This is a genomic window from Pontibacter sp. E15-1 (assembly GCF_022601975.1).
Taxonomy (GTDB): domain Bacteria; phylum Bacteroidota; class Bacteroidia; order Cytophagales; family Hymenobacteraceae; genus Pontibacter.
Genome location: NZ_JAKVIR010000024.1, coordinates 18,942 through 42,942 on the forward strand (window position 1 = coordinate 18,942; position 24,001 = coordinate 42,942).

Here is a 24,001-nt window from a genome sequence, read left to right on the forward strand (position 1 = left end):
GACGCAAGGGTTACGGCTTCACCAAATATCACCAATCATTTTTTTATTAGTCAACGAAGGTTTCTCTTGTCACACTTTTGCAGGCAGCTATTTCTGAAGGGTTCAGGTTACCTAACACTTTAACAATGCGGACTTTGTCAATTGTCCTTATCTGGTCAATCACTACCCAGCCCGCTTGATTATTGTGCTTTACTTTCACACGAGTTGGATAACTCCGGCTCTTGGTCGTAATCGGGGCGATAACCACTGTTCTTAGATTATGATTAATCTCATCCGGGGAAATTATCACACATGGCCTTGTCTTCTGTATTTCACTTCCTATAGTGGGGTCCAGATTCACCAGGACGATTTCATACTGGCTTACTTCCATTCGTCAAAGCTTTCATCACCAAACACATCATCCAGTAAAAGTTGGTCATCGCCGTTCTCATGCATTTTCTTGAACGCTTGGTCCCAGCCTTTTCTTGGATGCTCAACTGGTCTTAAAATAATCTGCCCTTTTTCCAGTATTAGCTCAACTTTATCCTTGATGTTATACCTATCGAGAATGGACTTTGACAGTCGAAGTCCCTTGGAGTTTCCTATTTGAATGATTGATACTTCCATGCACTTATGTCTTATGTAATTACAAAGTTATTACATAAACGCCTGGCTTCAAGACAAAGTTCTGTGAATTTATATGATAGGTAACGGATTTGGCTAAAGCACGTCTTGGTGTGATTTAGCTTGGGCTAGGCAATTTTATTTTAACAATGCATCTACTTCGAGTTCAAGATTTGGTAGTTCTCGGATGACTATTGCCCATATAATATCTTCGGACACGGTGTCATAGCCGTGAATAATTCTATTTCTGGTGTCTACAATTCTGCGGGCATGTGTAATCTGAATGGAAGGGTCAATATTTAATATCCTGTTAATCGCTTCGCCAATTATTTCCAGATTACGCTCAACTGCCCTTATTGTCTTTAAGTCTTTTTGAAAGAGTAGAAAATTCCTCTCGGCGGGTAAAAACTGATATATTTCTGCAATCGCTTTTTTGATATCTGCAAGCCAAATGCGGATTTCACTTTTCATAAACAAGTACCTTCGTCTGGTCAATCTCTTGTTTGAGAAATGGATTTCTGATTGCTTTCTGTTCTAGAAGGTCAATCTCTCTGTGGAGTATTTGTTCTAACTGAAATTTTAATGTGAAGTAATGGTCTGTATACTCTATAGGATCTTCAGAAGAAATGTCCACGACTAGATCAATATCGCTATCAGGCTTAAATTTGTCTGTTGTTACAGAGCCGAACGCAAATAAAGAACGAACACTATGCTCGTCGCATAGATTCTTAATTTGCTGCATATGATCTCTGATAGCTTTCATGGTGCACAATTTACGCTTATTTTATTATACTGTTGTTTATGATTTTTGTCTTGCCCAACGGTTAGTATAAAAAACGTGTAAGGCCGTCGGCCGTAGCATGATTTTTATACAGTGTTAGCCAAAGTTGTTTTTTTCTGCATGTTTTGTGCTTTTATTTATCTGCTGCTTTAGATTTATACAGGTTAAACCACATTATGAACTGTGGAATCACAATCAAGAACCATAACAGGTACTTTATTTTGAATCCGTTTTGTACAGAAGCCATAATAAAAATGCCTATAAAAACCAATACTACAAGCAAGTAGATAACAGCAAGTACTTTTGAATAACTTTTTTTCCTAAATTCTGTCCAACTGTCAGTTGTGGGAATCGGTAGGTTTCTTAAATGCCTTACATGTGCAGTCTCAAGGAAATAAATAAAAGAAATTAAGTCGTCTTTCAGGAATTTGAAGTTCTCAAAATTCCCTAATCTTATTTTTCTGTTCTCTGAGTAAATCGCTAGTTGTGTGGAACTGCCTTGGGGCGTGATGTCAACTTTTATCTTAGATATTTCTTTTATGTCTAGGTCGGGATAGCTTTCAAAATCCAGCAACATTTTTTTCTCCCAATTAAATTTTATTGTTTTCCCGTCAATTCTTATAGTTAAAAGTCCGAACGAGTATAAATAGATAAAGAAGAAAACTGATGCGGTAAAGATGGCCAATGCAAACAATATTCTTGTCAGCGGCTCAAAATGTCCAAATGACTGACCCAACCACACAACAGCAGCCATGAATGAAAAAAGTAAGCCAAAGAATGCTCTGTATTGAGAAAGTACCTTCAGCTTAAATTCTTTCATCTTTATAATTTTGGCTAACGTGGTGGGCTAAAGTACGCTTTAGTGTGCTTTAGCTGTGGTTAGCGGATTTGAGTTTTCACTTCTTTCTTTTACAACATTAAGAATGACCACCTGAAAGTCATCCATGATAAAGTCCGCCCAGAGCTTAGAGTAAAAATTAAAATTAGTTGTAACCCTGTAAGTACAGCTTAAAGTTAACTTGGTCGTGTTCTTATCAATCTCTGTTATCTTATAGCCCCCATTGAGTACATCAAAATACTTTCCACCGACTTTAACATGCTTGTCAATCGCTTCTGGTGGTATATGGTCTACCAGAATATCATATGAAAATAAATCATACAGTTGCCAGGCGGTAATTACTTCTCTGAACCTGATTTCTTTCTCCCACTTGATGTGCCTAACTCCACCAACTCTCTCTTCCGTCAGTTCTGACTGGATAGGCTTAGGGATTCCAATAAAGTGAGCAAAGCTCCACTTAAGCTCTTCATCCTTTATTTCACTAACGCTCTTAATGTTATTCCAAACAGTTTCTTTGTCTGCATTGATAACTATTTCTGTAGCAACGCTATTGGTGGCAGAAGGAGTATCAAAATGTGATTCAATGGGAGCGAACAGAAAAGGTATTACCAAAAAGAGATTCAATGTTTGCTGCTTGCGTTTTAAATGGTCAATAATTTTACCCATTATGACACCACCAATACTGGCTGAAAGCATAAAGGCTGGCAAAAGCATCACCACACAAATAGTAGCTTCCAGTAAGGTAATTATAGTGGTATATAGAAAAGCGAACACGGTTACCCAAGGCATGCACACCCTGAACAATCTTGATGCTTTTTGACTTTCAGTTCCAAAATAGACAGTGATAGCACCTATAACGGCAGGAACTCCAAATAGGAATGAAAGTGTCATTGTCTGAAACTGCTTAGCAGCTTCTGTTTCAATAAGAAGTCGAGCAGCCAACCCGTAGAGAGTGCCTAATACTAATCCTATTATGATTGACCTATACTTCATTATATTCTCTTACCGCTAACTACTGTATAGTAGGAATACCTACTCCTACTATCTGCACTATGTGTGGAGTACAGACAAGTCTTTTTGATATCCTAAACTTTTAACTAAATATAGTAATTTCCCTTTTATAGAGTTTGGTTTTTATAGTCCGATACCTTTAAGTTTTACAAAAACAATAAACACAAAAAAACGCCTGCCACATTGCTGCGGCAGGCGTTTTATATATAGCGAACGCTAGTAAGCTTAGTCGGCTCTTGACATGCGGTTACGCTCGTTCTCGTCGAGGTAGATCTTACGCATGCGGATGCTCTTAGGAGTTACTTCCAGCAATTCATCCTTCTGGATGTATTCCATGGCTTCTTCCAGAGAGAACTGCTTGGCAGGAGCGATCTTCACGTTGTTATCAGAACCGGAAGCACGCATGTTGGTCAGCTTCTTACCTTTCTGAATGTTCACCGTGATATCGTTCTGGCGGCTGTGCTCGCCGATTACCTGGCCCATGTATACCTCTACGCCCGGATCAACGAAGAAGAAACCACGGTCCTGCAGCTTATCGATAGAGTAAGCGGTACCGGCACCAGTTTCCATCGAGATGATAGAACCGTTGTTACGGCCTGGGATAGTTCCTTTAAACGGCTCGTAGCGGCTGAAGCGGTGGTTCATGATCGCCTCACCAGCTGTAGCCGTCAGCACGTTGTTACGCAGACCGATCAGGCCACGCGCCGGAATGTTGAACTCCAGGTGCTGCAGGTCGCCTTTCGGCTCCATGATCGTCAGTTCACCTTTGCGCTGCGTTACCAACTCAATTACCTTACCGGCAGTCTCCTCAGGCACGTCTACTACCATGTGCTCGATCGGCTCCTGGCGTACACCGTCAATTTCCTTGAAGATAACCTGTGGCTGGCCTACCTGAAGCTCATACCCCTCGCGGCGCATGGTCTCGATAAGTACAGACAAGTGAAGGATACCACGTCCGAATACCAGGAAGGTATCCTCACGGTCAGTCTCCTGCACACGCAGGGCAAGGTTTTTCTCCGTTTCTTTGAACAGACGGTCGCGCAGGTGGCGTGATGTCACGAACTTGCCCTCTTTACCGAAGAAAGGAGAGTTGTTGATCGTGAACAGCATGTTCATGGTCGGCTCGTCGATAGAGATACGCGCCAATGGCTCTGGGTTCTCCGCATCCGCGATGGTGTCGCCAATGTCGAAGCCTTCGATACCAGTTACCGCGCAGATCTCGCCTGCAGATACCTCGGCAACGCTCTTGCGGCCAAGGCCTTCAAAAATCTGAAGCTCGTTGATCTTGCCTTTCTTGATAGAGCCGTCGGCTTTGCACAAGTTGATGGGCATACCTTCCTTCAAAGTTCCGCGGTGCACACGGCCAATCGCGATACGTCCTACGAAAGAAGAGTAGTCAAGGGAGGTGATCTGCATCTGCGGCGTTCCTTCACGGTATGGCGCAGGCGGGATCACCTCGATGATGGCATCCAGCAAAGGCGTGATGTTATCCGTTGGCTTTGTCCAGTCGGTGCTCATCCAACCCTGCTTGGAAGAACCGTACAGCGTCACGAAGTCCAGTTGGTCTTCCGAAGCGTCCAGGTTAAACATCAGGTCGAATACCTGCTCGTGCACCTCGTCTGGGCGGCAGTTCTCTTTGTCTACTTTGTTTACCACCACAATCGGCTTCAGGCCAAGCTGGATCGCTTTGCCCAATACGAAACGTGTCTGGGGCATGGCGCCTTCAAAGGCATCCACCAACAGCAGTACGCCGTCGGCCATCTTCAGTACGCGCTCCACTTCCCCGCCGAAGTCGGCGTGACCAGGGGTGTCTATGATGTTGATCTTTACGTCTTTGTAGCGAACCGACACGTTCTTGGAAACGATCGTGATACCACGCTCGCGCTCCAGGTCATTGTTGTCCAGGATGAGGTCGTCGAAATGCTGGTGCTCCGCGAAAAGCTTGGAAGCGTGGATGATTTTGTCCACGAGCGTTGTCTTGCCGTGGTCTACGTGTGCGATGATCGCAATATTCCGAATGTTCTGCATTGAATTGGTTTTTCGAGCCGCGAAATTACTAAAAAGCGTTAACACTTGTAGTATGCTGCTCGAAATAAACAGGTTAGGTGGCCAAATTAATTCCCTTAGGCCACAAATGGGGCTGCAGGGGGCAAACATAAGTGGCTTGGAGTTTGTTGCTTAAGCGTTTGTAAACCATCTTCCACCAAAAGCCAAGCAGGCGTTTGCCTCGTATCTAGTTTTATGAAAGCACTATATTCACTCATGCTGGCAGGTTTGCTTAGTCTGACCGCCTGCGCCGAACAAAATCGCCCCACAAATTTGGAGTACCCGATGGAAACAGCCGGGGAAGACGCCCTCACCCAACAGGAAATCGAAGCCCTGCAGATGCAGCCGCGCCAGGACACCGTGGTAAAAACAGACGCGGAGTGGCGAAAGCTACTGACACCGGAACAATACTATGTGCTGCGCGAGGAGGGCACTGAGCGTCCCTTCAAGAACAAATACAACGACAACCACGAGAAGGGGATCTATGCCTGCGCCGCCTGCGGAAACCCGCTGTTCAGCTCGTCCACTAAGTTTGAGTCGGGTACCGGCTGGCCGAGCTTTTATACCCCTCTTACCCGCAAAAGCATTAAAGTGGTGGAAGACAGGACGCTGGGTATGGTCCGTTCTGAGGTAGAGTGCGCGCGCTGTGGCTCGCACATCGGCCACGTGTTCGACGATGGGCCCAAGCCAACCGGCCTGCGGTATTGCCTCAACTCTGCCGCGCTCAACTTTACAAAGAAGTAAGCCACCCCGATTTAATTTTATCAGCGGTATCTTTGCCGCACAGCGCATTTTATACCCGCGCTGGCACAAACGCTATACCCATACCTCCCCGTTTGTACTTACAGGGGTATGGCTAAGTAACCTCTCATACGCTAAACAAAAACCCATATATGAATAACCGCATAGAGGCGCTGCAGTATGCGCTAAAGGCCCACCGCGAGAAACTGCTCCGGCATAATGTGTACCAGTCGCTGGAGACGCTCGAAGACCTCAGGCTGTTTATGGAGCACCATGTGTTTGCCGTCTGGGACTTTATGAGCCTGCTCAAGGCGCTGCAGCGCGACCTGACCTGCGTGACCTTGCCGTGGATGCCGGTGGGGAGCCCCACCACCCGCCGCCTTGTAAACGAGATTGTGCTGGAGGAGGAAACAGACGTGGACCAGGAAGGCCAGCCGGTGAGCCATTTTGAACTGTACCTGCGGGCCATGGACGAGGCCGGGGCCGACAGAACCCTCATCGAACAGCTTTTGCACCGCATTAGCGAGGGCAAGAGCGTAAACAGCGCCCTGGATAACGTTGGGATTGATGCCAGCGTGAAGTACTTCGTCCGGAACACCTTCAGCATCATCAACTCCGGCAAACCGCATGCGGTGGCCGCCGCCTTTACCTTTGGCCGCGAAGACCTTATTCCGGACATGTTCCGACACCTGATCAACGATTTAAACGCGCGTTTCCCCGGCAAGCTCGACACCTTTATCTACTACCTCGACCGCCACGTGCAGCTTGATGAGGAGGTGCACACCCCGCTTGCCCTGCAGATGGTGTCGGAGCTTTGCGGCGATGACGACGATAAGTGGCAGGAGGCCTTGGAAGTGTCGCAGGCCTGCATTGAACAGCGCATCGAGCTCTGGGACGGTATCCGCAACCTGCTTCCCTCGGAGGCGGGGTGATTGTTGGTTGCTGATTGTTAATTGTTGATTGATGTTTCGGCGCGGCGGCTTGGCAGATCAGTATATAAAGGTTACCTGCACCACGCAAAGGGGTGTTTCACAAGTTGATCTTCTTTCTATAGAACCAGAGGCAATCAACAATCAGCAACTAACAATCAACAATCCTGCTGCGGCTGCCGTACGTTACTTCTAAACCAAAGACGAAAACAATGGTAGAGTTACATTCAGACGCGGATAATATAGAGAATACGGCACAGTGCATCATCGAAGCCTTTAAGGAGATGAAGATTCAGGAAGGAGGCGTTTTACAGTATGATGCTTTGTATCCATACCTACAGGAAAACTACCCCCGGTATAAAGACGTGCAGAAAGAGGCAGAGCAGCACCTGGCCAAGGAAGGTTACATAAACCCGGCCCCGGACGGCCTGATGCTGACGCAGGTGGGCCACAAGCACCTGTATGGCGCCTAGGCCTGAGTGCCCCGTTTCCGAACAACATCAAGCAAAGAAGGCAGGCGTTTTAACGTCTGCCTTTTTCTATGCCTCAGCTCATAAACCCTCTATGGCGCAAGCGTCCGCTTGTGCCTCACAATATCCTACCCTTAGCACACTGCTTAACAAGGAGAGCACTAGCGGACGCTTGCGCTATATTTAGCCATATTAATGGTTTCTGGATTTGAAGAACCTGAAACCAAAGCGTAATGTATTCAAGGGCTGAACTACACCCGAGCAGGGGGTGTAAATTCAAGGATCGAAGGCAAAATTTATTTGTGAGCTTTCCCGCAGTATACTGGATCGACGTGTTCATCCGGGACGAATGCAGGCAAGCGCTGCTTGACAGCCTCAGCTGCTACTTACAAAACACAATGCCCGCGCTCCGGTTGCTGCACATTCTGCGTATACAGGGAGTGTTCCCCGGTATGCGTCGGGGAGGTATAAATTAGCACGAGGAAAGATGAAGAGAATTGATGTATACATAGCCGGTATAACGCTGGCAGGCCTGGTTGGCTGCACGTCGCTGTCGGAGGGGCAGGAGAGCCTGCCCGGCAACGGGAGCGGGAATGAGCGTGTGACGCTTCGGGCAGACCCCTCGGAGAGCCTGCGCGAAAAGATGGACGAGCAGTCCAGCGAGATCAACCGAAAGCGCAATATCGAGGAGTTTAACCAAAACCTCCCGGCCACCACGCCCAATGCGCTCCGTCCGCAGCAACTGCCCCACGCTCCCGTAGATACGGTGCAGCACAATGTTACCCGGCCCGTGCGCCCGACGGTTCCCCCGCCCCCGGCAGATAACTGAGAGAGCCAGAATATAAGACGGCCTGCGATGATTGCAATCATCGCAGGCCGTCTTGTTGGTAAAGCAGGTTACTTCTTCTTTTTGTCTGCCTCGGCTACCTCAGCCACGTCTCCGTCGGCCAGGTGCAGCTCGTCGGGCTCCAGGTCCACGTACACTTCATGGTCGGGCGGGGTGTTTTCAGACTCCTTGTCCACTTTTTTGGGCGCAGACTCCTCAGTCACTTTCTTCTTGTCGTGGTGTTCGCCCAGGCTGTCGCCATCGTCTTTTCGCACTCTGAAATTATCTTCGTTTTTCATCGGAATGTATATATGGGTTGCTGTTTGGTCTTACGGGAAAAAGCCGCTTAGGTCAGGCGTTGGCCCGGATTTGGGCATTTGCGCGGGTATAGCAGCGCAATACGCGCGCTATTTGTATATTTGTGTTTTAGACCAGACATGACAACTACACCAAAACGATATACCGTTACAGCCGCCTTGCCCTACGCTAATGGCCCCGTGCACATTGGCCACCTGGCAGGCGTATACCTCCCCGCCGACATCTATGTCCGCTACCTGCGGGCGCAGGGGCGCGATGTGAAATTTGTGTGCGGCTCTGACGAGCATGGGGTGCCGATCACGATCCGGGCCAAGAAAGAGGGCATCACGCCGCAGCAGGCCGTAGACAAGTACCACGAGCTGATCAGGCAGTCCTTTGCGGATTTCAACGTTTCTTTCGACATCTACCACCGCACCTCCTCCAAAGTGCACGCCGAGACTGCGGCCGACTTCTTCCGGAAGCTGTATGAGGACGGCAAGTTTATCGAGCAGACCTCGCAGCAGTACTATGACGAGAAGGCCCAGCAGTTCCTGGCCGACCGCTACATAGTGGGCACCTGCCCCAAGTGCGGCAACGAGAATGCCTACGGCGACCAGTGCGAGAACTGCGGCACCTCCCTCAACGCTACCGACCTGATCAACCCTAAGAGTACCCTGAGCGGCCTGAAGCCGGTGATGCGCGAGACGAAGCACTGGTACCTGCCCCTGAACGAGTACGAGGCCTGGCTGCGAGAGTGGATCGTGGAAGGGCACAAAGCCGACTGGAAGCCCAACGTGTATGGGCAGTGCAAATCCTGGATAGACCAGGGACTACAGCCGCGCGCCGTTACCCGCGACCTGGATTGGGGCGTGCCGGTGCCGGTGGAAGGAGCCGAGGGCAAAGTGCTGTATGTATGGTTTGATGCCCCGATCGGGTATATATCGGCCACCAAGGCGCTGACGGATGACTGGGAGAAATACTGGAAAGACGAGGAGTCGAAGCTGGTGCACTTTATCGGCAAAGACAATATCGTATTCCATTGCATCATCTTCCCGAGCATGCTCAAGGCCCACGGCGACTACATCCTGCCCGACAACGTGCCTGCCAACGAGTTCCTGAACCTGGAGGGCGACAAGATTTCCACTTCCCGCAACTGGGCGGTATGGCTGCACGAGTACCTGCAGGATTTTGAAGGCAAAGGCGACGTGTTGCGCTACGTGCTGGCCGCCAATGCCCCGGAGACCAAGGACAACGATTTCACGTGGAAAGACTTCCAGGCCCGCAACAACAACGAGTTGCTGGCCATACTGGGCAACTTCATCAACCGCGCCGTGGTGCTTACCCAGAAGTACTACAACGGCGAGGTGCCCGCCCGCAACGAGTTGCAGGAGGTAGACCGCGACACGCTGGAGCAACTTCGTAAGTATCCCGGCATTGTCGCCGACCTGATCGAGCGGTACCGCTTCCGGGAGGCGCTGAGCGAGCTGATGAACCTGGCGCGCCTCGGTAACAAATACCTGGCCGACACAGAGCCCTGGAAGCTGATCAAGACGGATGCCGAGCGGGTGAAGACGATCCTGAATATCGCGCTGCAGATCTCTGCCAGCCTCAATATCCTGATGGAGCCATTCCTGCCGACCACGGCCCAAACGCTGAGCGACATGCTTAACCTGCCGGTGGGCACATGGGCAGCCGCCGGGGCAGCCGACCTATTGCCGGTGGGCCATACCATCGGCACACCCGCCCTGCTGTTCGAGAAGATAGAGGATGCCGCCGTGGAGGCGCAGGTGCAGAAGCTGCTGGATACCAAGCAGGCCAACGTGATTGCAAACGCTGTGGCGGACCCTGCCAAAGAGGACATCACTTTCGAGGATTTCACGAAGATGGACATTCGCATCGGCACTATACTGGAAGCCGAGAAAGTGGCGAAGACCAAGAAGCTCCTGAAACTGAAAATAGACACTGGCCTGGATCAGCGCACCGTGGTGAGCGGTATCGCGGAGTTCTACAACCCGGAGGAGATTGTGGGGCAACAAGTGAGCATTCTGGTGAACCTGGCCCCGCGCGACATCAAAGGCATCACGAGCCAGGGTATGATTCTGATGGCCGAGAATGCGGACGGCTCCCTGGCCTTTGTGCAGCCGAGCAAGCAGATCACGAATGGGGGCGGGGTAAGCTGACAGAGGCAAACACCGATAACTTTAAAACAGCGAAGGCTGCCTGAATCTCTTCAGGCAGCCTTCGCTGTTGATGGGGCAGCCGGAGCTTACTTTCGCTCTCTCAGCTGTTCTTCTATATGGCCAATGAGTTCGCGGGACGCGTCTGCGATATCCATAAACTTCTCGCTTCGTTCGGTGATCGGGATCTGGGCGATTTCCATTGTGGTGTCTTGCAGATGCGACCGCGTTGCCTCCAGCAGCTGGTTCATCTCTCTGGCAGACCGGCGCGCCGACAGCCGAAGCTCAATCTCGTCCATAGCAATACCAGCCAGCTCCTTCAGCGTTTCCTGCTGGGTTTCTGTGAGGTAGCGCGGCTTGCTGTCGATGATCGCGAACGTGCCAATGTTATACCCGTCGGATGTTTTAAGGGGCACAGCGGCGTAAAAACGGAGACCGAACTCAGACACCACCAGGGGGTTGGTCAAAGTCCGCGGGTCTTCGAGCGCATTCTCCACAATGTAGATGTCGTCCGACATGATGGCAGTGGTACAGAGCCCCGGGTCGGTGCCGATCTCCCGGACAGCGAGGCCGTAGTGCGATTTAAACCAGATCCGGTCGGTGTCTACCAGGCTCACAACTGCAATGGGCATATTGAAAAATTTCGCCGCCAGGCGGGTAAGCCTGTCCCAGCTGCCATCCTCTGGCGTATCCAGGATTTCGTAGCGCCTCAATACTTTAATTCTCTCTTCTTCTTTGTAATCTACGGCCATACATTTCAGAGTTTTATAAAGGGATGGGTTATACGATTTAAGCTATACACTACACTATTGCGCTCCGCTTGTACAATTAAGCCGAACGGTAGTACGCTTACTGCTGCGGCAAAGATATAGTTTTGTGAGTTTACAGAGTGTACAGCAGCAAAACATCTATTTCACGCGCCATTTCCCGTCCTATACCCCGCCTTGACGACGCTTGCTGCGTAACCGTCTGATCTGGAGGCAGGGTATAGGCATCAGGAAGATGCGGCAGAATGGCTTTTTACGAAGAAGGCAACGAGGCGGGTTGGCCCGCTGCGGTTTCCTGCATTGGCTGCAATTGCTTTTCCATCCGAAGCACCACCCAGTACAAACCAACTGCCGTGAGCGCGGCCAGAATGCCCGTAACCCACCACAGCGTGGCAAACCCATACGCAGCGATAATGGTGGTGCCTAGAAATGGCGCGATCACGTGGGCAGCGGCGTAAGAGATAGTATAAAGCCCCATGTAGGCGCCTCTGTTCACGTTGTTGGAGCGCTCCACCGTAAGCGTGGCCATAAACGGCATAGCCAGAATCTCGGAGATGCTCAGCAGGAACATCGAAACGTAGAGCACGCTGTGATGTTGCGTCAGGTTTAACAGCACAAACGAGAGGCCCAACAGGAGCAGCCCGAGGGCTATCAACACTTGCTTCCGGATGCGTTCGCCAACCAGGTACACGAAGATCATCTCCAACAGGAATACAATCATCCCGTTTAGGGCCATTAGCAAACCGATACGGCTCTCTGACAGAGCGTATACCTGCCGGTAGTAGAGGGGCAGGGTAGTGAAAAGCTGGAAAAATATAACGGCAAAGCTGCAGCACAGCACTACGAATAAAAGAAACAGCTTGTCGCGGTACGGCGACTGTGTGGTGGGTGGTGCTATGGTGGGCGAGCTTACTTTTGGCGCTGGCCTGTGGCCCTGCTGTTTCCGGAAGTACAGGAAGAAAAAGAGGCCAGCCGCGATGCAGGTTGCGCCATCCGCAATAAAAAGCCAGCGGTAGGAGAGGGCCGCCAGCATACCGCCCACAGCAGGCCCCACCGAGAAGCCCAGGTTGATGGCCATGCGGTTGAGGGAGAAAGCCCGCGTCATGTTCTCTGGCTTGGCGTAGTGCGCAATAGAGGCAGCATTGGCCGGGCGCAGCGAGTCGTTTACCAGGCTGAGTATAAATACCCCGGCAGCCAGATACGCAAACTGATGCAGGTTCAGGAGCAGGAAATACAGGCTGCCGCCCAGTGTGAGACTCACAAACTGCACCCTGAAATGCCCGATCTTATCCGTCAGCCAACCACCCAGATAAGCGCCGCACACCGAGCCCATGCCATAGATACTCAGGATGAGGCCCGCCTCCCGCAGGCTATACCCCAGCATGTCGGTGATGTAGATGCTCAGGAAAGGCGTCACCATGGATCCGCTCCGGTTGATCAGCATCACTACCGACATCATCCAGGCAGGCTTGGACAGTCCGCCAAAGGCATTTTTGTAGAGCAGCAGCACGCGTTTCATAGCTTGATTTGATATATGGCAGATTTGTAGAGACGCAAAATATAGCGTCTTATTCAATGGAGCGGTTTATAATATGAAATACCTTTAGACGCAATATTTTGCGTCTCTACATCAGCAGATTCTCTGGATTATGCTTTTCAGTTTCCCATTTAGCAGGGTTATTAAAGATGTACTGCCTGATGTTCTGCAATTCCTTTTCTGAGCGTATAACCCTGTCATAGTATCTTGGCTGCCAGGCAAAGTCAAGCTGCTGCAGTGTCGCGTGTTTTTTCACAGCAGCTTTATACCCCCTGATAATGGAAGCAAGGTTCTGCGACTGTGGCCCAAATTTATTAGGCTGCCATACATTTTGTTCGGCTTTGTTGATGAAAATTATACCGTGTATGTGGTGCGGCATCACAATGAATTCATCTAGCTCCACAAACGGAAAATGTTTTGGTATTTCCTGCCAATACTGGTTCGCTATTTCCCCAAAAGCCGTGTACCGTAGAAACGCAAAAATTTGCGTCTTATCTGCTCCATGGAAATATTCTGCTGATGGTAGAGACGCAAGATTTTGCGTCTCTACTTGTTCAGGTATGCTCCCAAAGTAATGCATCTTCTCCTTCGTGCATATGGTCACGAAGTATAGGCCATGTGACCATAATCCCAATTGGCCAGCCTCGCAGACGGAATCCGGTATCTGTTTTTGAATTTGTCCATGGAGGCACTACGGAGATTGGTCCTGTAGAGACGCAATATTTTGCGTCACTTATTACTTTGCGTCTCTACTTCGTGTTGAACTGGTTCATGGTGCGTTCCAGGCCGATTGTGCCGAAGGCTAGCGCCGCCTCTGCCGCTTTCTCTATCAGGGTCTGCAGCTCGATCTGCTCATCCTCGCTGAACTTGCTCAGCACATAATCCACCTGTTTGCCCTTAGAGAAGGTGTCGCCTACGCCGAACCGGAGGCGCGGGTAGTTGTTGTGCCCGAGCGTCTGTTCGATGTGCTTAAGGCCGTTGTGGCCGCCGGGGCTGCCCTTGGCGCGTATCCGGATCTTGCCGAAAGGCAGTGCCAGGTCGTCCGTGATCACCAGCATCTGCTCTGGAGGCAGTTTCAGGCTATTAAGGTAGTGGCCTACAGCCTTCCCGCTTAGGTTCATGTAGGTGGTAGGCTTCACCAGCACGTAGGTGCGGCCCTTGGACTTGATCTCCGTGACAAAGGAGTGGCGGCTTACGTCAAAGGTGGCGTCAAATTTCCTGGCCAGGTAGTCGAGCACCATAAAGCCGATGTTGTGGCGCGTGTTAGCATATTCCGGGCCTATGTTGCCAAGGCCCACAATCAGGTATTTCATACTCGTGTCTTCGTGTGGGGCGGCCGGGTGTATGCCCAGCCACTGTTTTATCGTTTGCAGCAAAAATTTACGTGTTGAAGGTTAAATTGCTGAATTGGTGTTTCAGAGAAAAGCGGAGGTATAGCGATGTCCAACCCAGCAACCACCAAATTAACCATGCAGCCATTTCACTATTAATCAACTCAGCACTGAAGCAGAAACAAAAAATCCTGCCCGGCTTGGAGGCAGGACAGGATTTGATACTAAACAGCGCTGTGCGCGTGTTACTTCTTGCCGCCGCGGGCTTCTTCCATTTGCGCACTCTTCAGGGCACGTGGAACAGTTACCGTAGCGATCGGAGAATTCGGGTTTGTCAGGATCTCGTAGTTCTCAGGCGTAACCTTTGACACTTTGATCGACTTACCAAGCTCAAGGTCAGAAATGTTAACTTCTACGTAATCCGGTAGGTTAGCAGGAATCGCCTTCACTTTCAGGGCGCGGAGTTTCACAGACAGCTTACCACCTGCAATCACACCCGGAGACGTTCCAACAAACTTCACAGGGATATCCAGCTTCACTGGCTTGTCGTCCTGCAACTGAAGGAAGTCCACGTGCAACAGCATCTCGTTCACTGGGTGAAACTGAGCATCCTGCAGTACGGCTCTGTAATGCGTGCCTTCAACGTTCAGGTCTACTTCGTATACTTCTGGAGAATAGATCAAGTCTCTGAACAGGATAGCTGGAGAGTAGAAGTGAACTTGCTCACCGTTACCGTACAGCACGCCTGGTACAAAAGACTCATTGCGCAGCTCTTTAGACTGCTGCTTACCGAGATTTGCTCTTTTAAACCCTATAATCTCTAAAGTTTTCATAAAAATGAATTTGTTAAATATATATGCTACAAAAGTATAGCCGAATTTTGTTGATCGTTTATCGTATTTCGTTGTTCGTGCGCTGTGAGCGAAAAACGAGCAACGGATAACGAAAAACGAAGTTAAATAAACAGCGAGCTGATCGACTCGTGGGTAACCACGTTGTTGATGGCCCTGGCAAAGAGATCGGAGAAAGAAAGCACTTTGATCTTTTCCAGCTGTTGTTTCAGTGGGATCGTGTCAGACACCACCAGCTCTTCCAGCACAGAGTTCTGGATACGCTCGTAGGCCGGCCCCGAAAGAATGGGGTGGGTGGCGATGGCGCGTACCGATTTCGCCCCTTTATCTCTGAGCAGCTCGGCTGCCTTTGTGATGGTACCTGCTGTATCCACCATGTCATCCACTAACACCACATCCATACCCTCCACGTCGCCGATCACCTGCATCGAGGCAATCTCGTTGGCGCGTTTGCGGTGCTTGTCGCAGACAACCATCTCTGCCCCGAAGTTCTTGGCAAAGGATCTGGTTCTCACCACACCCCCCACGTCCGGCGATGCGAAGATCAGGTCGCTGCCCAGTTCCAGGCTGCGCAGGTATGGCACAAATATGGCCGACCCGTCCAGGTGGTCTACCGGGATGTCAAAAAATCCCTGTATCTGCCCGGCGTGCAGGTCGCAGGTCATCAGGCGGTCTGCACCCACCGACTGGATGGCGTTGGCCACCACTTTAGAGCCGATAGACACGCGCGGCTTGTCTTTCCTGTCCTGGCGGGCATAGCCGTAATAGGGCATCACCACGATCACCTTGTGGGCAGAGGCGCGCTTGGCGGCATCCACCAGCAGCATCAGTTCCATCAGGTTGTCAGTAGGCGGGAAGGTGGACTGTACAATGAATACCTCGGCCCCACGCACTGATTCGTTGAAGTGAACACCTATCTCCCCGTCGCTGAAACGTGAGATAGTCAGATCGCCAAGCTTCGTGCCGTAAGCGGCAGCTATTTTCTCGGCTAAATATTGGGATGCAGATCCTGAAAAGATTTTAACCTGTGGCATAACGGGGCAAAAGCTAAAGTTTAGTATAACCTATTAAGCCTGCAAAGCTACCAAAATTCCGAACGCCTCACACCAAATATTTCTGATTTTTAATTACTTACGGCTTCTCCGTAAACAAAAAGAACAACACCCGGTGTGGGTGTTGTTCTTTTTAAAGTTGTCCGACCAGGGCTCGAACCTGGACTCTTCTGAACCAAAATCAGACGTGTTGCCAGTTACACCATCGGACAATCTCCCTACTTGAATTCAGAAGCGTCGTTCTGTTTTCGTTTGGTGATGCAAAGATAGAGAGACGATTTTAAACTGCAAACAATTGTCTGAAAAATAATTTAATTATTTTAGTCTAAAATCTGCTCCAGCGCCGTGTCATAGTGCTTTTTGGCTACCGAAATCCCCCCGAAAAGCTCTCCGTCGATGTGGCAGTCGTGGCTGGTTACGGTGCCTAACTTTGTGAAATTCACGCCCTTATTTTGAAGCGATTTCTCGAAGTCGGCCTGCTTGGCTGAAGCCACAGAGACCACCACGCGGCCCTGGCTCTCGCCGAACAAAAAGGCGTCTTTCCGGAAATTCTTATCTGTCTCGATGTCGAAGCCCAACTCTTTCGGCATGGCAGACTCGAGCAAAGCGATGTATAAACCACCGTCTGCCACGTCGTGGGCCGAGTTGATCAGCTTCTGTTCGATCACTTCCTTCACGGCCGCATGCAGTTTCAGTTCCTCCTCCAGGTTAAAGTAAGGGGCAGGGGAGAGCTTTACCTTGTGGTAGGAGTACACATACTCCGAAGAGGCGATGTCATTCTTCGCGTCGCCCATCATATAAATGGTATCACCGGCATTCTGGAAGGCCAGCGTCATTTTGTTGTCCTTGTTCTCCATGATGCCCAGCATGCCGATGGTCGGGGTCGGGAACACCGGGCCCTCGTCGGACGACTGGTTGTAGAAGCTCACGTTTCCGCCGGTTACCGGGGTGCCGAAGGCCTCACAGGCCTTGCTCATACCCTTGATGGCACCCACAAAGTGCCAGTATACCTCCGGCACGTAAGGGTTGCCGAAATTCAGGCAGTTGGTGATGGCCACGGGCTCGGCGCCCGAGCACACGATATTGCGCGCTGCCTCAGCCACCGCAATGGCGGTGCCTTTCTCAGGGTCGGAGTATACGTAGCGGCTGTTGCAGTCCACGGTTACGGCAATCGACTTGTCTGTGCCTTTTACCTTCACGATGGCTGCATCTGATGGGGCGTTGGTCGTTATGGTGGCGGTGCCTACCATCGAGTCGTACTGGCGGTATACCCAGCGCTTGGAGGCGATGTTGGGGTGCGTGGTCAGGAATTCGGCCACGGCCTGGTAATCCTCGGGCTCCTGCACCTGGTCGATGCTGAATTTCTTGGATTCTGCGAAGTACGCTGGCTCACGGTACTCGCGGTGGTATACCGGCGCGCCGCCGCCCAGCACCAGGTCATCGGCAGGCACTTCGGCCACCAACTCGCCGTCCTGGTAGTAGCGCAACTGGCCACCCTCGGTTACCACGCCAATCTGCTCGCAGTAGAGGTCCCACTTGTCGCAAACATCCTTGATGCTCTGCTCAAAGCCTTTCTTCATCACGATCAGCATGCGCTCCTGGCTCTCGGAGAGCAGGATCTCAAACGGCACCATGTTCTTCTGGCGCATCGGCACTTTGTCCAGCCAGATGTCCATACCGTGCTCGCCTTTGGCGCTCATCTCAGAAGTGGAGCAGGTAATGCCGGCAGCGCCCATGTCCTGCATCCCAATCACGTGGCCGGTCTGGATGATCTCCAGCGTAGCCTCCAATAATAATTTTTCCTGGAATGGGTCGCCCACCTGCACCGATGGCAGGTCTTTGGCCGAGTCCTCAGTGATGTCCTTGGATGCGAAGGCGGCACCATGTATACCATCCTTGCCCGTGGCAGAACCCACGATGAACACCGGGTTGCCCACGCCATAAGAAGTAGCGGAGGCTGTTTCGCCCACTTTCACGATGCCCGCCGAGAAGGCGTTTACCAGCGGGTTGATGTTGTAGCACTCGTCAAAAAACAGCTCGCCGCCCACGGTGGGTATACCAAAGGCATTGCCATAATCGCCGATGCCTTTCACTACCCCTCTTAACAGGCGCTGCGTTTTCTCTGATTTTGGGTTGCCGAAGCGGAGCGAGTTGAGCTGCGCAATCGGGCGGGCGCCCATCGTGAAGATGTCGCGGTTTATACCCCCCACACCCGTGGCGGCGCCCTGGTAGGGCTCGATGGCGGAAGGGTGGTTGTGCGATTCTATCTTGAAGCTGCAGGCATAGCCGTCGCCGATGTCCACGAGGCCCGCGTTCTCCTCGCCCGCCTTGGCCAGCATGCGCGGAGAGTCTTTGGGCAGCGTTTTGAGCCACACGATGGAGTTCTTGTAGGAGCAGTGCTCCGACCACATCACCGAGAAGATGCTCAGCTCTGTGAAATTGGGCGTGCGCCCCAAAATCTGCTTTATTTTTTCGAATTCCTCTTCCAGAAGGCCAAGCTTCTGAGCGGTTTCTAGGGTTGTCAGTTGTTCTTCCACGAGTGTATGGCTTTGATAACGATTGACAAAAGTAGCAAGTTCTGCATTAAGAGTACAGCAGAACTTACTGCTTTTTGCGGAAAGCCTGTGCCTGCCGCCCCAGCGAACAGCAATGTATGGCCAAAGAAAGCGCGCAATTGGGGCATTTATTTAAAAAATACTATGTTTTCTTCGTTCCGCGTGACACTAGTGGCAGGTATCGCCGTATAGAAACTCGCTATAACCCTTTTATTCCCTCTCTGCTTATGATGACCATTAACCCTGACATCGTTACGACTACCTGCGGCCGCACCTTAGACTTAAGTAACACGGAGTTGGTGATCGAGCGGTCTAACAGCCTTTTCAGCTACAACATCCACAAACTGCACTCTGGCGAATACATCATTGCCGAGAAATTCTACGCCAATCCCTTCAACAACCGCTACATCCTGCTGAACGACGAGCAGATCGAGCTGCTGAAAAACCTTTAATTTAAAAGGAGAAGCCACAACGCCTTTTCTTTCCAGAATTCATACCTGGGTATGTATGACAGCGTGCCGCCCCAATGCAGGAACGCCGCTTTCCCGTTGCCTCTGTTGCTTGCGCGCGCGTTCGCGGCATACCCTGTTCCGGCTTAATGCCAATAGGACAAGATCAGGCTACAGACGAAGTGCGCTATCGTGCGGTTGGGTATAACCCGGTATAGTTTTGAGCGTGAATGCGCTAGCCAAACAGCCTTTGCTGTGGCGTTTGGCGTGTGTTCGTGTGCCCGCCAGTAGCTGGCCTCTACCGGTTAGGGGTATAGCGCGTGCCCTCCACGGCAAAACGGATAAACGCGTGAGCCAAAAGTTTTTAAAGCCTCGCATGGATATATGCGTTTTATACATTAGTTTTGCACCCTGAAATAACTCCGTAACAATAGTTAATAATTAACAAAGTCAAATGGCGAATATTGGCAGAATTACCCAGGTTATCGGTCCGGTGGTGGACGTTAGCTTTGTGGGTGACAACATTAAGCTACCAAATATTTTGGATGCCCTTCAAGTGACGAAAGAAAATGGCCAGGTAATCGTGCTGGAAGTTCAGAATCACCTCGGCGAAGACCGTGTACGTACCATCGCGATGGACTCCACAGAAGGTCTTTCCCGCGGTATTGAAGTGCTTGACCTGGGTGGCCCTATCAAAATGCCGACAGGCGAGGGTATCAAAGGTCGTCTTTTCAACGTGATCGGCGAAGCCATTGACGGTATACCGCAGCCTGTGAGCACAGGTGGTCTGCCCATCCACAGAGCTGCCCCTCGTTTCGAGGATCTTGCCACTTCCTCCGAAGTGCTTTTCACGGGTATCAAAGTAATCGACCTGATCGAGCCATACGCAAAAGGCGGTAAAATCGGTCTGTTCGGTGGTGCCGGTGTAGGTAAAACGGTATTGATTCAGGAGTTGATCAACAACATCGCGAAAGCGCACGGCGGTCTTTCTGTGTTTGCCGGTGTGGGTGAGCGTACGCGTGAGGGTAACGACTTGCTTCGTGAGATGATCGAGGCAGGTATCGTGCGCTACGGCGAGGCGTTCCTGGAGTCGCTGGAGCACGGCGGCTGGGATATTTCTAAAGTAGACCTGGAAGAACTGAAAGAGTCGAAGGCGACCTTCGTGTTCGGACAGATGAACGAGCCTCCTGGGGCACGTGCCCGTGTGGCCCTCTCTGGACTGACGATGGCGGAGTACTACCGCGATGGTGAGCCAGGCTCAAGCGACGCTGGCCGCGACATCCTTTTCTTCGTGGATAACATTTTCCGTTTCACGCAGGCGGGTTCTGAGGTGTCGGCCCTTTTGGGTCGTATGCCATCAGCGGTAGGCTATCAGCCAACGCTGGCCACCGAGATGGGTGCCATGCAGGAGCGTATCACGTCTACAAAGCGTGGTTCCATTACATCGGTGCAGGCGGTATACGTGCCTGCGGATGACTTGACTGACCCGGCCCCGGCAACAACGTTTGCCCACCTGGACGCAACTACAGTACTTTCCCGTAAAATCTCTGAGCTTGGTATCTACCCTGCCGTAGACCCGCTGGACTCTACGTCCCGTATCCTTTCTCCGGACGTGGTAGGCGAGGAGCACTACAACACCGCGCAGCGTGTAAAAGAGATCCTTCAGCGTTACAAAGAACTTCAGGATATCATTGCCATCCTGGGTATGGACGAGCTTTCTGACGAGGACAAGCTGGCCGTGCACAGAGCGCGCCGCGTGCAGCGTTTCCTGTCGCAGCCTTTCCACGTGGCAGAGCAGTTCACAGGCCTGAAAGGGGTACTGGTTGACATCAAGGACACCATCAAAGGCTTCAACGAGATCATGGACGGTAAGTATGACCACCTTCCGGAGTCTGCCTTTAACCTGGTGGGTACCATCGAAGATGCGGTTGCCAAAGGCGAGCGCATGATGGCCGAAGCAAAATAATTTCGAATTAGTTACGAGTTACGAATTCTGAGTTACGAGTTGGCTTTTGCCACTTATAACTCGGAACTCGGAACTCAAAACTCATAACTAATAAAGATGTATTTAGAGATAATCACGCCTGATAAAAAGGTTTTTGCCGGTGAGGTTGTATCGGCCCAGTTCCCCGGAACCAACGGTTCTTTCGAAGTGCTGGACCTGCACGCCCCGCTCATCAGCACCATGGAGAGCGGCCGGATTCGCATCACAACGTCAGCAGGACAGGAGTTCTACACCGTTGACGGTGGCGTGGTGGAAGTACTGAACAACAAGATTATTGTGCTGGCGGAGTCTGTAATAGCTTAGCAGCCCATTCGATAAAACAACAAGGCCTCCTGCTTTTCGTGAGCAGGAGGCCTTGTTGTTTTTAAAGACCAAATATATACCTTTCCTCGTCAACGTGTATCTGGCATCGCGGAGGGAATTCGGCTACTTTCTGGTTACTTTCCAGATCACCCCGGTGCCAGGCTGGTAGGCGTAGGGTGGCCGTCTGCTCATGTCGATCTTTACTACACCATAATCCACGATGTACATGGCACCGTCCGGACCGAAACGCAGGCCAAACGGACGCTCAATACCTGAGCCCTCTGGTCCCTGCATCGAGGCTGGGCCCGGCTGCATGTTGCGGATAAACGGATGCAACTGGCCAGTGGCAGGATCTATCATCACCACCTGACTTCCGGCAGCGGCTTTGCCTCTGAGGGGGTTGGTGGGCGGCGCAAGGTCTCCCCACTCAGCCACAAACACATGCCCGGCCATGCTGCCCCACGAGTCCGGGGCCACATCCATCATACTCGGCGATGAGTTTACTTCATGTTTTCCGAGTACTACGGAAGGGTCTGGCGGGGTGAGCCCACTGGCTTGATGGTCAATCACGAAGCCCAGGTTTTTCCCCTGCGGCTGTCCGTTTACCACTACCATGGCTTGCAGGCTGTCGGGCACCTCAAACTTAGCGTTTGTCAGCGGCTCGCGCCCAGCCGAGAAATCCGGAATGCCATACCATTTCCCTTTCTCTATGCGCAGGCTGGCATCCACATCGTCGTTCACGGGGCGGGAGCCCCGCACGTCGTAGCCATTCTCGGCGGCATACATGGCCCCGGTCTTCTTATCCCAGGCCAGGCCGATCAGGTTCCGGAAGCCCCAGGCATGCGTCTCTAAGGTGCCCATTGGGTTGTGCGGATCAAAGGAGAGTATGGAACCTCCGCAAAGTGTCATCCCCTTGATCACCTGACCCGGAGTGGAGGGGGTGCCGAAGGGCAGGAACGCACCGGTCAGTACTGTGTCGCCCGGATCTTCTGTTCTGAAGTCAGGTGTTTTGAAGTTGCTGCCCACCAGCACAATGTCCTGGCAGGGAACGGCGTGCACGTCCGGGCTTTTCATGACCCAGGGGGCGACGGACATGTCGATCACACCCGCGTTTCCGGCAGGCCCAACGGCCACGTACATGCGCCCGTCGGGGCCCATCCGAATGTCGTTGATCTGATGTTCAGCCTGACTGTCGATGATGCCTTTGAAGAGTGTCTGCACCTGCCCGTCCTTGGTCACGCGCGACACGGCACCCGTCAGGTCATCGGCCCGGTGCGTGATGTAGAATGCGCCATCATACCAGGTAAGGCCCACCACTGAGTTCTGGATGCCCTTGCCTGCCAAATCCACTACTTCTGTCGTCTTGCCGTGTTTTACCTGCAAAATACGCATCGAGGCTCTTTTCTCTGGCTCAAGCCCTCCTCCTGCCTCTACCACATACATGTTTCCCGCATCATCCCAGGTAACGCTGGTCGGAAGGTTCAGCCCTCTGGCTACTTTCTCCACTTTATACCCATCGGGCACTTGCAAGGTCGAGAACTCCACTTCCCCGTCATCTTTGTCTCTGCACCCCGACAGGGTCACGGCATAGAGCATAAAAAGTAGCGGAAGGTACATCCACCTGCCAAATAGGTTTCTGCCATGTGGCAGTACTTTCGCATCATTCTGTTTTGTACTGTTAGTTTTCATACATTTTAATGAGTTATGAATTAAAGAAATTTGTAAAATCACCCCCTGAGCACTAAGGACACCGCAGAGAACCGGCAGGGAGGGCAAATAAAAGAAGGGCGAAAGCGCCTGAACGGCGATGGAATAGGTAGTTGCGAAGCGCTGAGTGGAGCAGTTAAAAGCCCAAGCAGAGCCGTACTGATTAGCTTTAACGACGTGAGGCATTTCAGGTTATAAGAACCGGTGTTAATTAGACATTTATGTTGTTTGATGAATGGGATGGGCGGCACTGTTTCACAAGTTTTTTTCCAAAGCAAGCAGCACATGGGCTTGCAAGCAGCCTGTTATGACGGTGTGATAATTAGGATGTGCTGTATACTAAGCGCTAGGGGTGCTCTGCTCGCGGTAAATAGAGGGCACATGGCGAATTAGCGCCTATGCAAATATTGCAATTCGTGCGGCTTAAACTAGGCGTTTGGTGCCAGGAGATTCTCCGGCTTAAACTCATGAAAAACTTTTCTTTGTGGTATTTTATGAGGCCAGTTTTTGTTTGCCAGCGTTCCCTTGCCGTTGGTAATAATACCATTGTTGATCAAGTATAACCTATACAAGACTTTCGCATCTAATCGAAACACAGAGCGAAAGCAGTCTGCATCCTGCCGTTGTTGCGTCTTTTGACCAACAACTTGTTGGTCAAAATAAGCCAGGAGACGGGCGTGGACGGCGACAAGAAGGTAAACGGGAGGAAGCAGCACGTGATCACC

The 24,001-nt window shown here is 51.2% G+C and carries 24 protein-coding genes, 1 tRNA gene and 1 pseudogene; 8 read left to right on the forward strand and 18 right to left on the reverse strand.

Features of this window, described 5'->3' with window-relative positions:
• Positions 1-46: 46 nt before the first annotated feature.
• From MKJ04_RS16605 to typA, 7 genes are all read right to left on the reverse strand, one after another.
• A complete protein-coding gene (locus MKJ04_RS16605) occupies positions 47-370 on the reverse strand; it encodes a type II toxin-antitoxin system PemK/MazF family toxin (RefSeq protein WP_241642785.1) in 324 nt (107 codons plus the stop codon).
• Positions 361-606: an AbrB/MazE/SpoVT family DNA-binding domain-containing protein gene (locus MKJ04_RS16610; protein WP_241642786.1), complete on the reverse strand. Its 246-nt coding sequence runs from the start codon at positions 604-606 to the stop codon at positions 361-363. Before MKJ04_RS16610 ends, MKJ04_RS16605 begins: the two co-directional genes overlap by 10 nt.
• Before the next feature lie 135 nt (positions 607-741).
• Complete coding sequence (locus tag MKJ04_RS16615) at positions 742-1,074, reverse strand: DUF86 domain-containing protein (protein WP_241642787.1); 333 nt, start codon at positions 1,072-1,074, stop codon at positions 742-744.
• A complete protein-coding gene (locus MKJ04_RS16620; protein ID WP_241642788.1) occupies positions 1,064-1,366 on the reverse strand; it encodes a nucleotidyltransferase family protein in 303 nt (100 codons plus the stop codon). The genes MKJ04_RS16615 and MKJ04_RS16620 overlap by 11 nt, the downstream gene beginning before the upstream one ends.
• Before the next feature lie 151 nt (positions 1,367-1,517).
• Positions 1,518-2,204 (reverse strand): hypothetical protein, encoded by a 687-nt coding sequence (locus MKJ04_RS16625; RefSeq protein WP_241642789.1) that lies wholly within the window; start codon positions 2,202-2,204, stop codon positions 1,518-1,520.
• A 39-nt stretch (positions 2,205-2,243) separates the two neighbouring features.
• Complete coding sequence (locus MKJ04_RS16630) at positions 2,244-3,215, reverse strand: hypothetical protein (protein WP_241642790.1); 972 nt, start codon at positions 3,213-3,215, stop codon at positions 2,244-2,246.
• 243 nt (positions 3,216-3,458) lie between these two features.
• Positions 3,459-5,261 carry a translational GTPase TypA gene (typA, locus tag MKJ04_RS16635; protein WP_241642791.1) on the reverse strand — a complete coding sequence of 601 codons (1,803 nt, stop codon included), beginning with the start codon at positions 5,259-5,261 and terminating at the stop codon, positions 3,459-3,461.
• Between the two features lie 213 nt (positions 5,262-5,474).
• Between typA and msrB the strand changes: the two genes are divergently transcribed.
• The 4 genes from msrB to MKJ04_RS16655 all read left to right on the forward strand — a co-directional run bounded on the left by msrB (position 5,475) and on the right by MKJ04_RS16655 (position 8,248).
• A complete protein-coding gene (gene msrB / locus MKJ04_RS16640) occupies positions 5,475-6,023 on the forward strand; it encodes a peptide-methionine (R)-S-oxide reductase MsrB (protein WP_241642792.1) in 549 nt (182 codons plus the stop codon).
• A 149-nt stretch (positions 6,024-6,172) separates the two neighbouring features.
• The gene (locus tag MKJ04_RS16645; protein ID WP_241642793.1) at positions 6,173-6,952 is read left to right on the forward strand and encodes a DUF3050 domain-containing protein; all 780 of its coding nucleotides are present in this window, start codon (positions 6,173-6,175) and stop codon (positions 6,950-6,952) included.
• Positions 6,953-7,161: 209 nt separating this feature from the next.
• A complete protein-coding gene (locus MKJ04_RS16650) occupies positions 7,162-7,422 on the forward strand; it encodes a hypothetical protein (RefSeq protein ID WP_241642794.1) in 261 nt (86 codons plus the stop codon).
• Between the two features lie 484 nt (positions 7,423-7,906).
• On the forward strand, positions 7,907-8,248 hold the full coding sequence (locus MKJ04_RS16655; RefSeq protein WP_241642795.1) for a hypothetical protein: 342 nt from the start codon (positions 7,907-7,909) through the stop codon (positions 8,246-8,248).
• Between the two features lie 68 nt (positions 8,249-8,316).
• Here the strand turns inward: MKJ04_RS16655 and MKJ04_RS16660 are convergent, their stop codons facing one another.
• Positions 8,317-8,544 carry a hypothetical protein gene (locus MKJ04_RS16660; protein WP_241642796.1) on the reverse strand — a complete coding sequence of 76 codons (228 nt, stop codon included), beginning with the start codon at positions 8,542-8,544 and terminating at the stop codon, positions 8,317-8,319.
• Positions 8,545-8,682: 138 nt separating this feature from the next.
• On the opposite strand from MKJ04_RS16660, the gene metG reads away from it, so the two are divergent.
• Positions 8,683-10,722: a methionine--tRNA ligase gene (gene metG / locus MKJ04_RS16665; protein ID WP_241642797.1), complete on the forward strand. Its 2,040-nt coding sequence runs from the start codon at positions 8,683-8,685 to the stop codon at positions 10,720-10,722.
• Between the two features lie 86 nt (positions 10,723-10,808).
• On the opposite strand, the gene MKJ04_RS16670 is transcribed toward metG, so the two are convergent.
• The 8 genes from MKJ04_RS16670 to purL all read right to left on the reverse strand — a co-directional run bounded on the left by MKJ04_RS16670 (position 10,809) and on the right by purL (position 18,794).
• On the reverse strand, positions 10,809-11,471 hold the full coding sequence (locus MKJ04_RS16670) for a GAF domain-containing protein (protein WP_241642798.1): 663 nt from the start codon (positions 11,469-11,471) through the stop codon (positions 10,809-10,811).
• A 268-nt stretch (positions 11,472-11,739) separates the two neighbouring features.
• Positions 11,740-13,005: an MFS transporter gene (locus tag MKJ04_RS16675; RefSeq protein WP_241642799.1), complete on the reverse strand. Its 1,266-nt coding sequence runs from the start codon at positions 13,003-13,005 to the stop codon at positions 11,740-11,742.
• 106 nt (positions 13,006-13,111) lie between these two features.
• Entirely contained in the window at positions 13,112-13,603 is a 492-nt protein-coding gene (locus MKJ04_RS16680) for a transposase (protein ID WP_241642800.1), read from the reverse strand.
• A gap of 169 nt (positions 13,604-13,772) precedes the next feature.
• Positions 13,773-14,336: an aminoacyl-tRNA hydrolase gene (gene pth / locus MKJ04_RS16685; protein ID WP_241642854.1), complete on the reverse strand. Its 564-nt coding sequence runs from the start codon at positions 14,334-14,336 to the stop codon at positions 13,773-13,775.
• 263 nt (positions 14,337-14,599) lie between these two features.
• Complete coding sequence (locus tag MKJ04_RS16690) at positions 14,600-15,187, reverse strand: 50S ribosomal protein L25/general stress protein Ctc (RefSeq protein WP_241642801.1); 588 nt, start codon at positions 15,185-15,187, stop codon at positions 14,600-14,602.
• A 122-nt stretch (positions 15,188-15,309) separates the two neighbouring features.
• Positions 15,310-16,239, reverse strand: coding sequence for a ribose-phosphate pyrophosphokinase (locus tag MKJ04_RS16695; protein ID WP_241642802.1), 930 nt, complete (start codon positions 16,237-16,239; stop codon positions 15,310-15,312).
• A gap of 157 nt (positions 16,240-16,396) precedes the next feature.
• A tRNA-Gln gene (locus MKJ04_RS16700) sits at positions 16,397-16,469 on the reverse strand.
• 108 nt (positions 16,470-16,577) lie between these two features.
• On the reverse strand, positions 16,578-18,794 hold the full coding sequence (purL, locus tag MKJ04_RS16705; protein ID WP_241642803.1) for a phosphoribosylformylglycinamidine synthase subunit PurL: 2,217 nt from the start codon (positions 18,792-18,794) through the stop codon (positions 16,578-16,580).
• Positions 18,795-19,039: 245 nt separating this feature from the next.
• On the opposite strand from purL, the gene MKJ04_RS16710 reads away from it, so the two are divergent.
• From MKJ04_RS16710 to atpC, 3 genes are all read left to right on the forward strand, one after another.
• Positions 19,040-19,264, forward strand: a complete 225-nt coding sequence (locus MKJ04_RS16710) for a hypothetical protein (RefSeq protein ID WP_241642804.1) — start codon at positions 19,040-19,042, stop codon at positions 19,262-19,264.
• A gap of 451 nt (positions 19,265-19,715) precedes the next feature.
• Entirely contained in the window at positions 19,716-21,227 is a 1,512-nt protein-coding gene (gene atpD / locus MKJ04_RS16715; RefSeq protein ID WP_241642805.1) for a F0F1 ATP synthase subunit beta, read from the forward strand.
• 96 nt (positions 21,228-21,323) lie between these two features.
• Positions 21,324-21,569 carry an ATP synthase F1 subunit epsilon gene (gene atpC / locus MKJ04_RS16720; protein ID WP_241642806.1) on the forward strand — a complete coding sequence of 82 codons (246 nt, stop codon included), beginning with the start codon at positions 21,324-21,326 and terminating at the stop codon, positions 21,567-21,569.
• Between the two features lie 123 nt (positions 21,570-21,692).
• Here atpC and MKJ04_RS16725 read toward each other — a convergent pair whose 3' ends face one another.
• Together MKJ04_RS16725 and MKJ04_RS16730 are read right to left on the reverse strand one after the other, a co-directional pair.
• Positions 21,693-23,258, reverse strand: coding sequence for a PQQ-dependent sugar dehydrogenase (locus MKJ04_RS16725; RefSeq protein WP_241642807.1), 1,566 nt, complete (start codon positions 23,256-23,258; stop codon positions 21,693-21,695).
• A gap of 446 nt (positions 23,259-23,704) precedes the next feature.
• Positions 23,705-24,001 (reverse strand): annotated as a pseudogene (locus MKJ04_RS16730) (hypothetical protein); the annotation flags it as partial.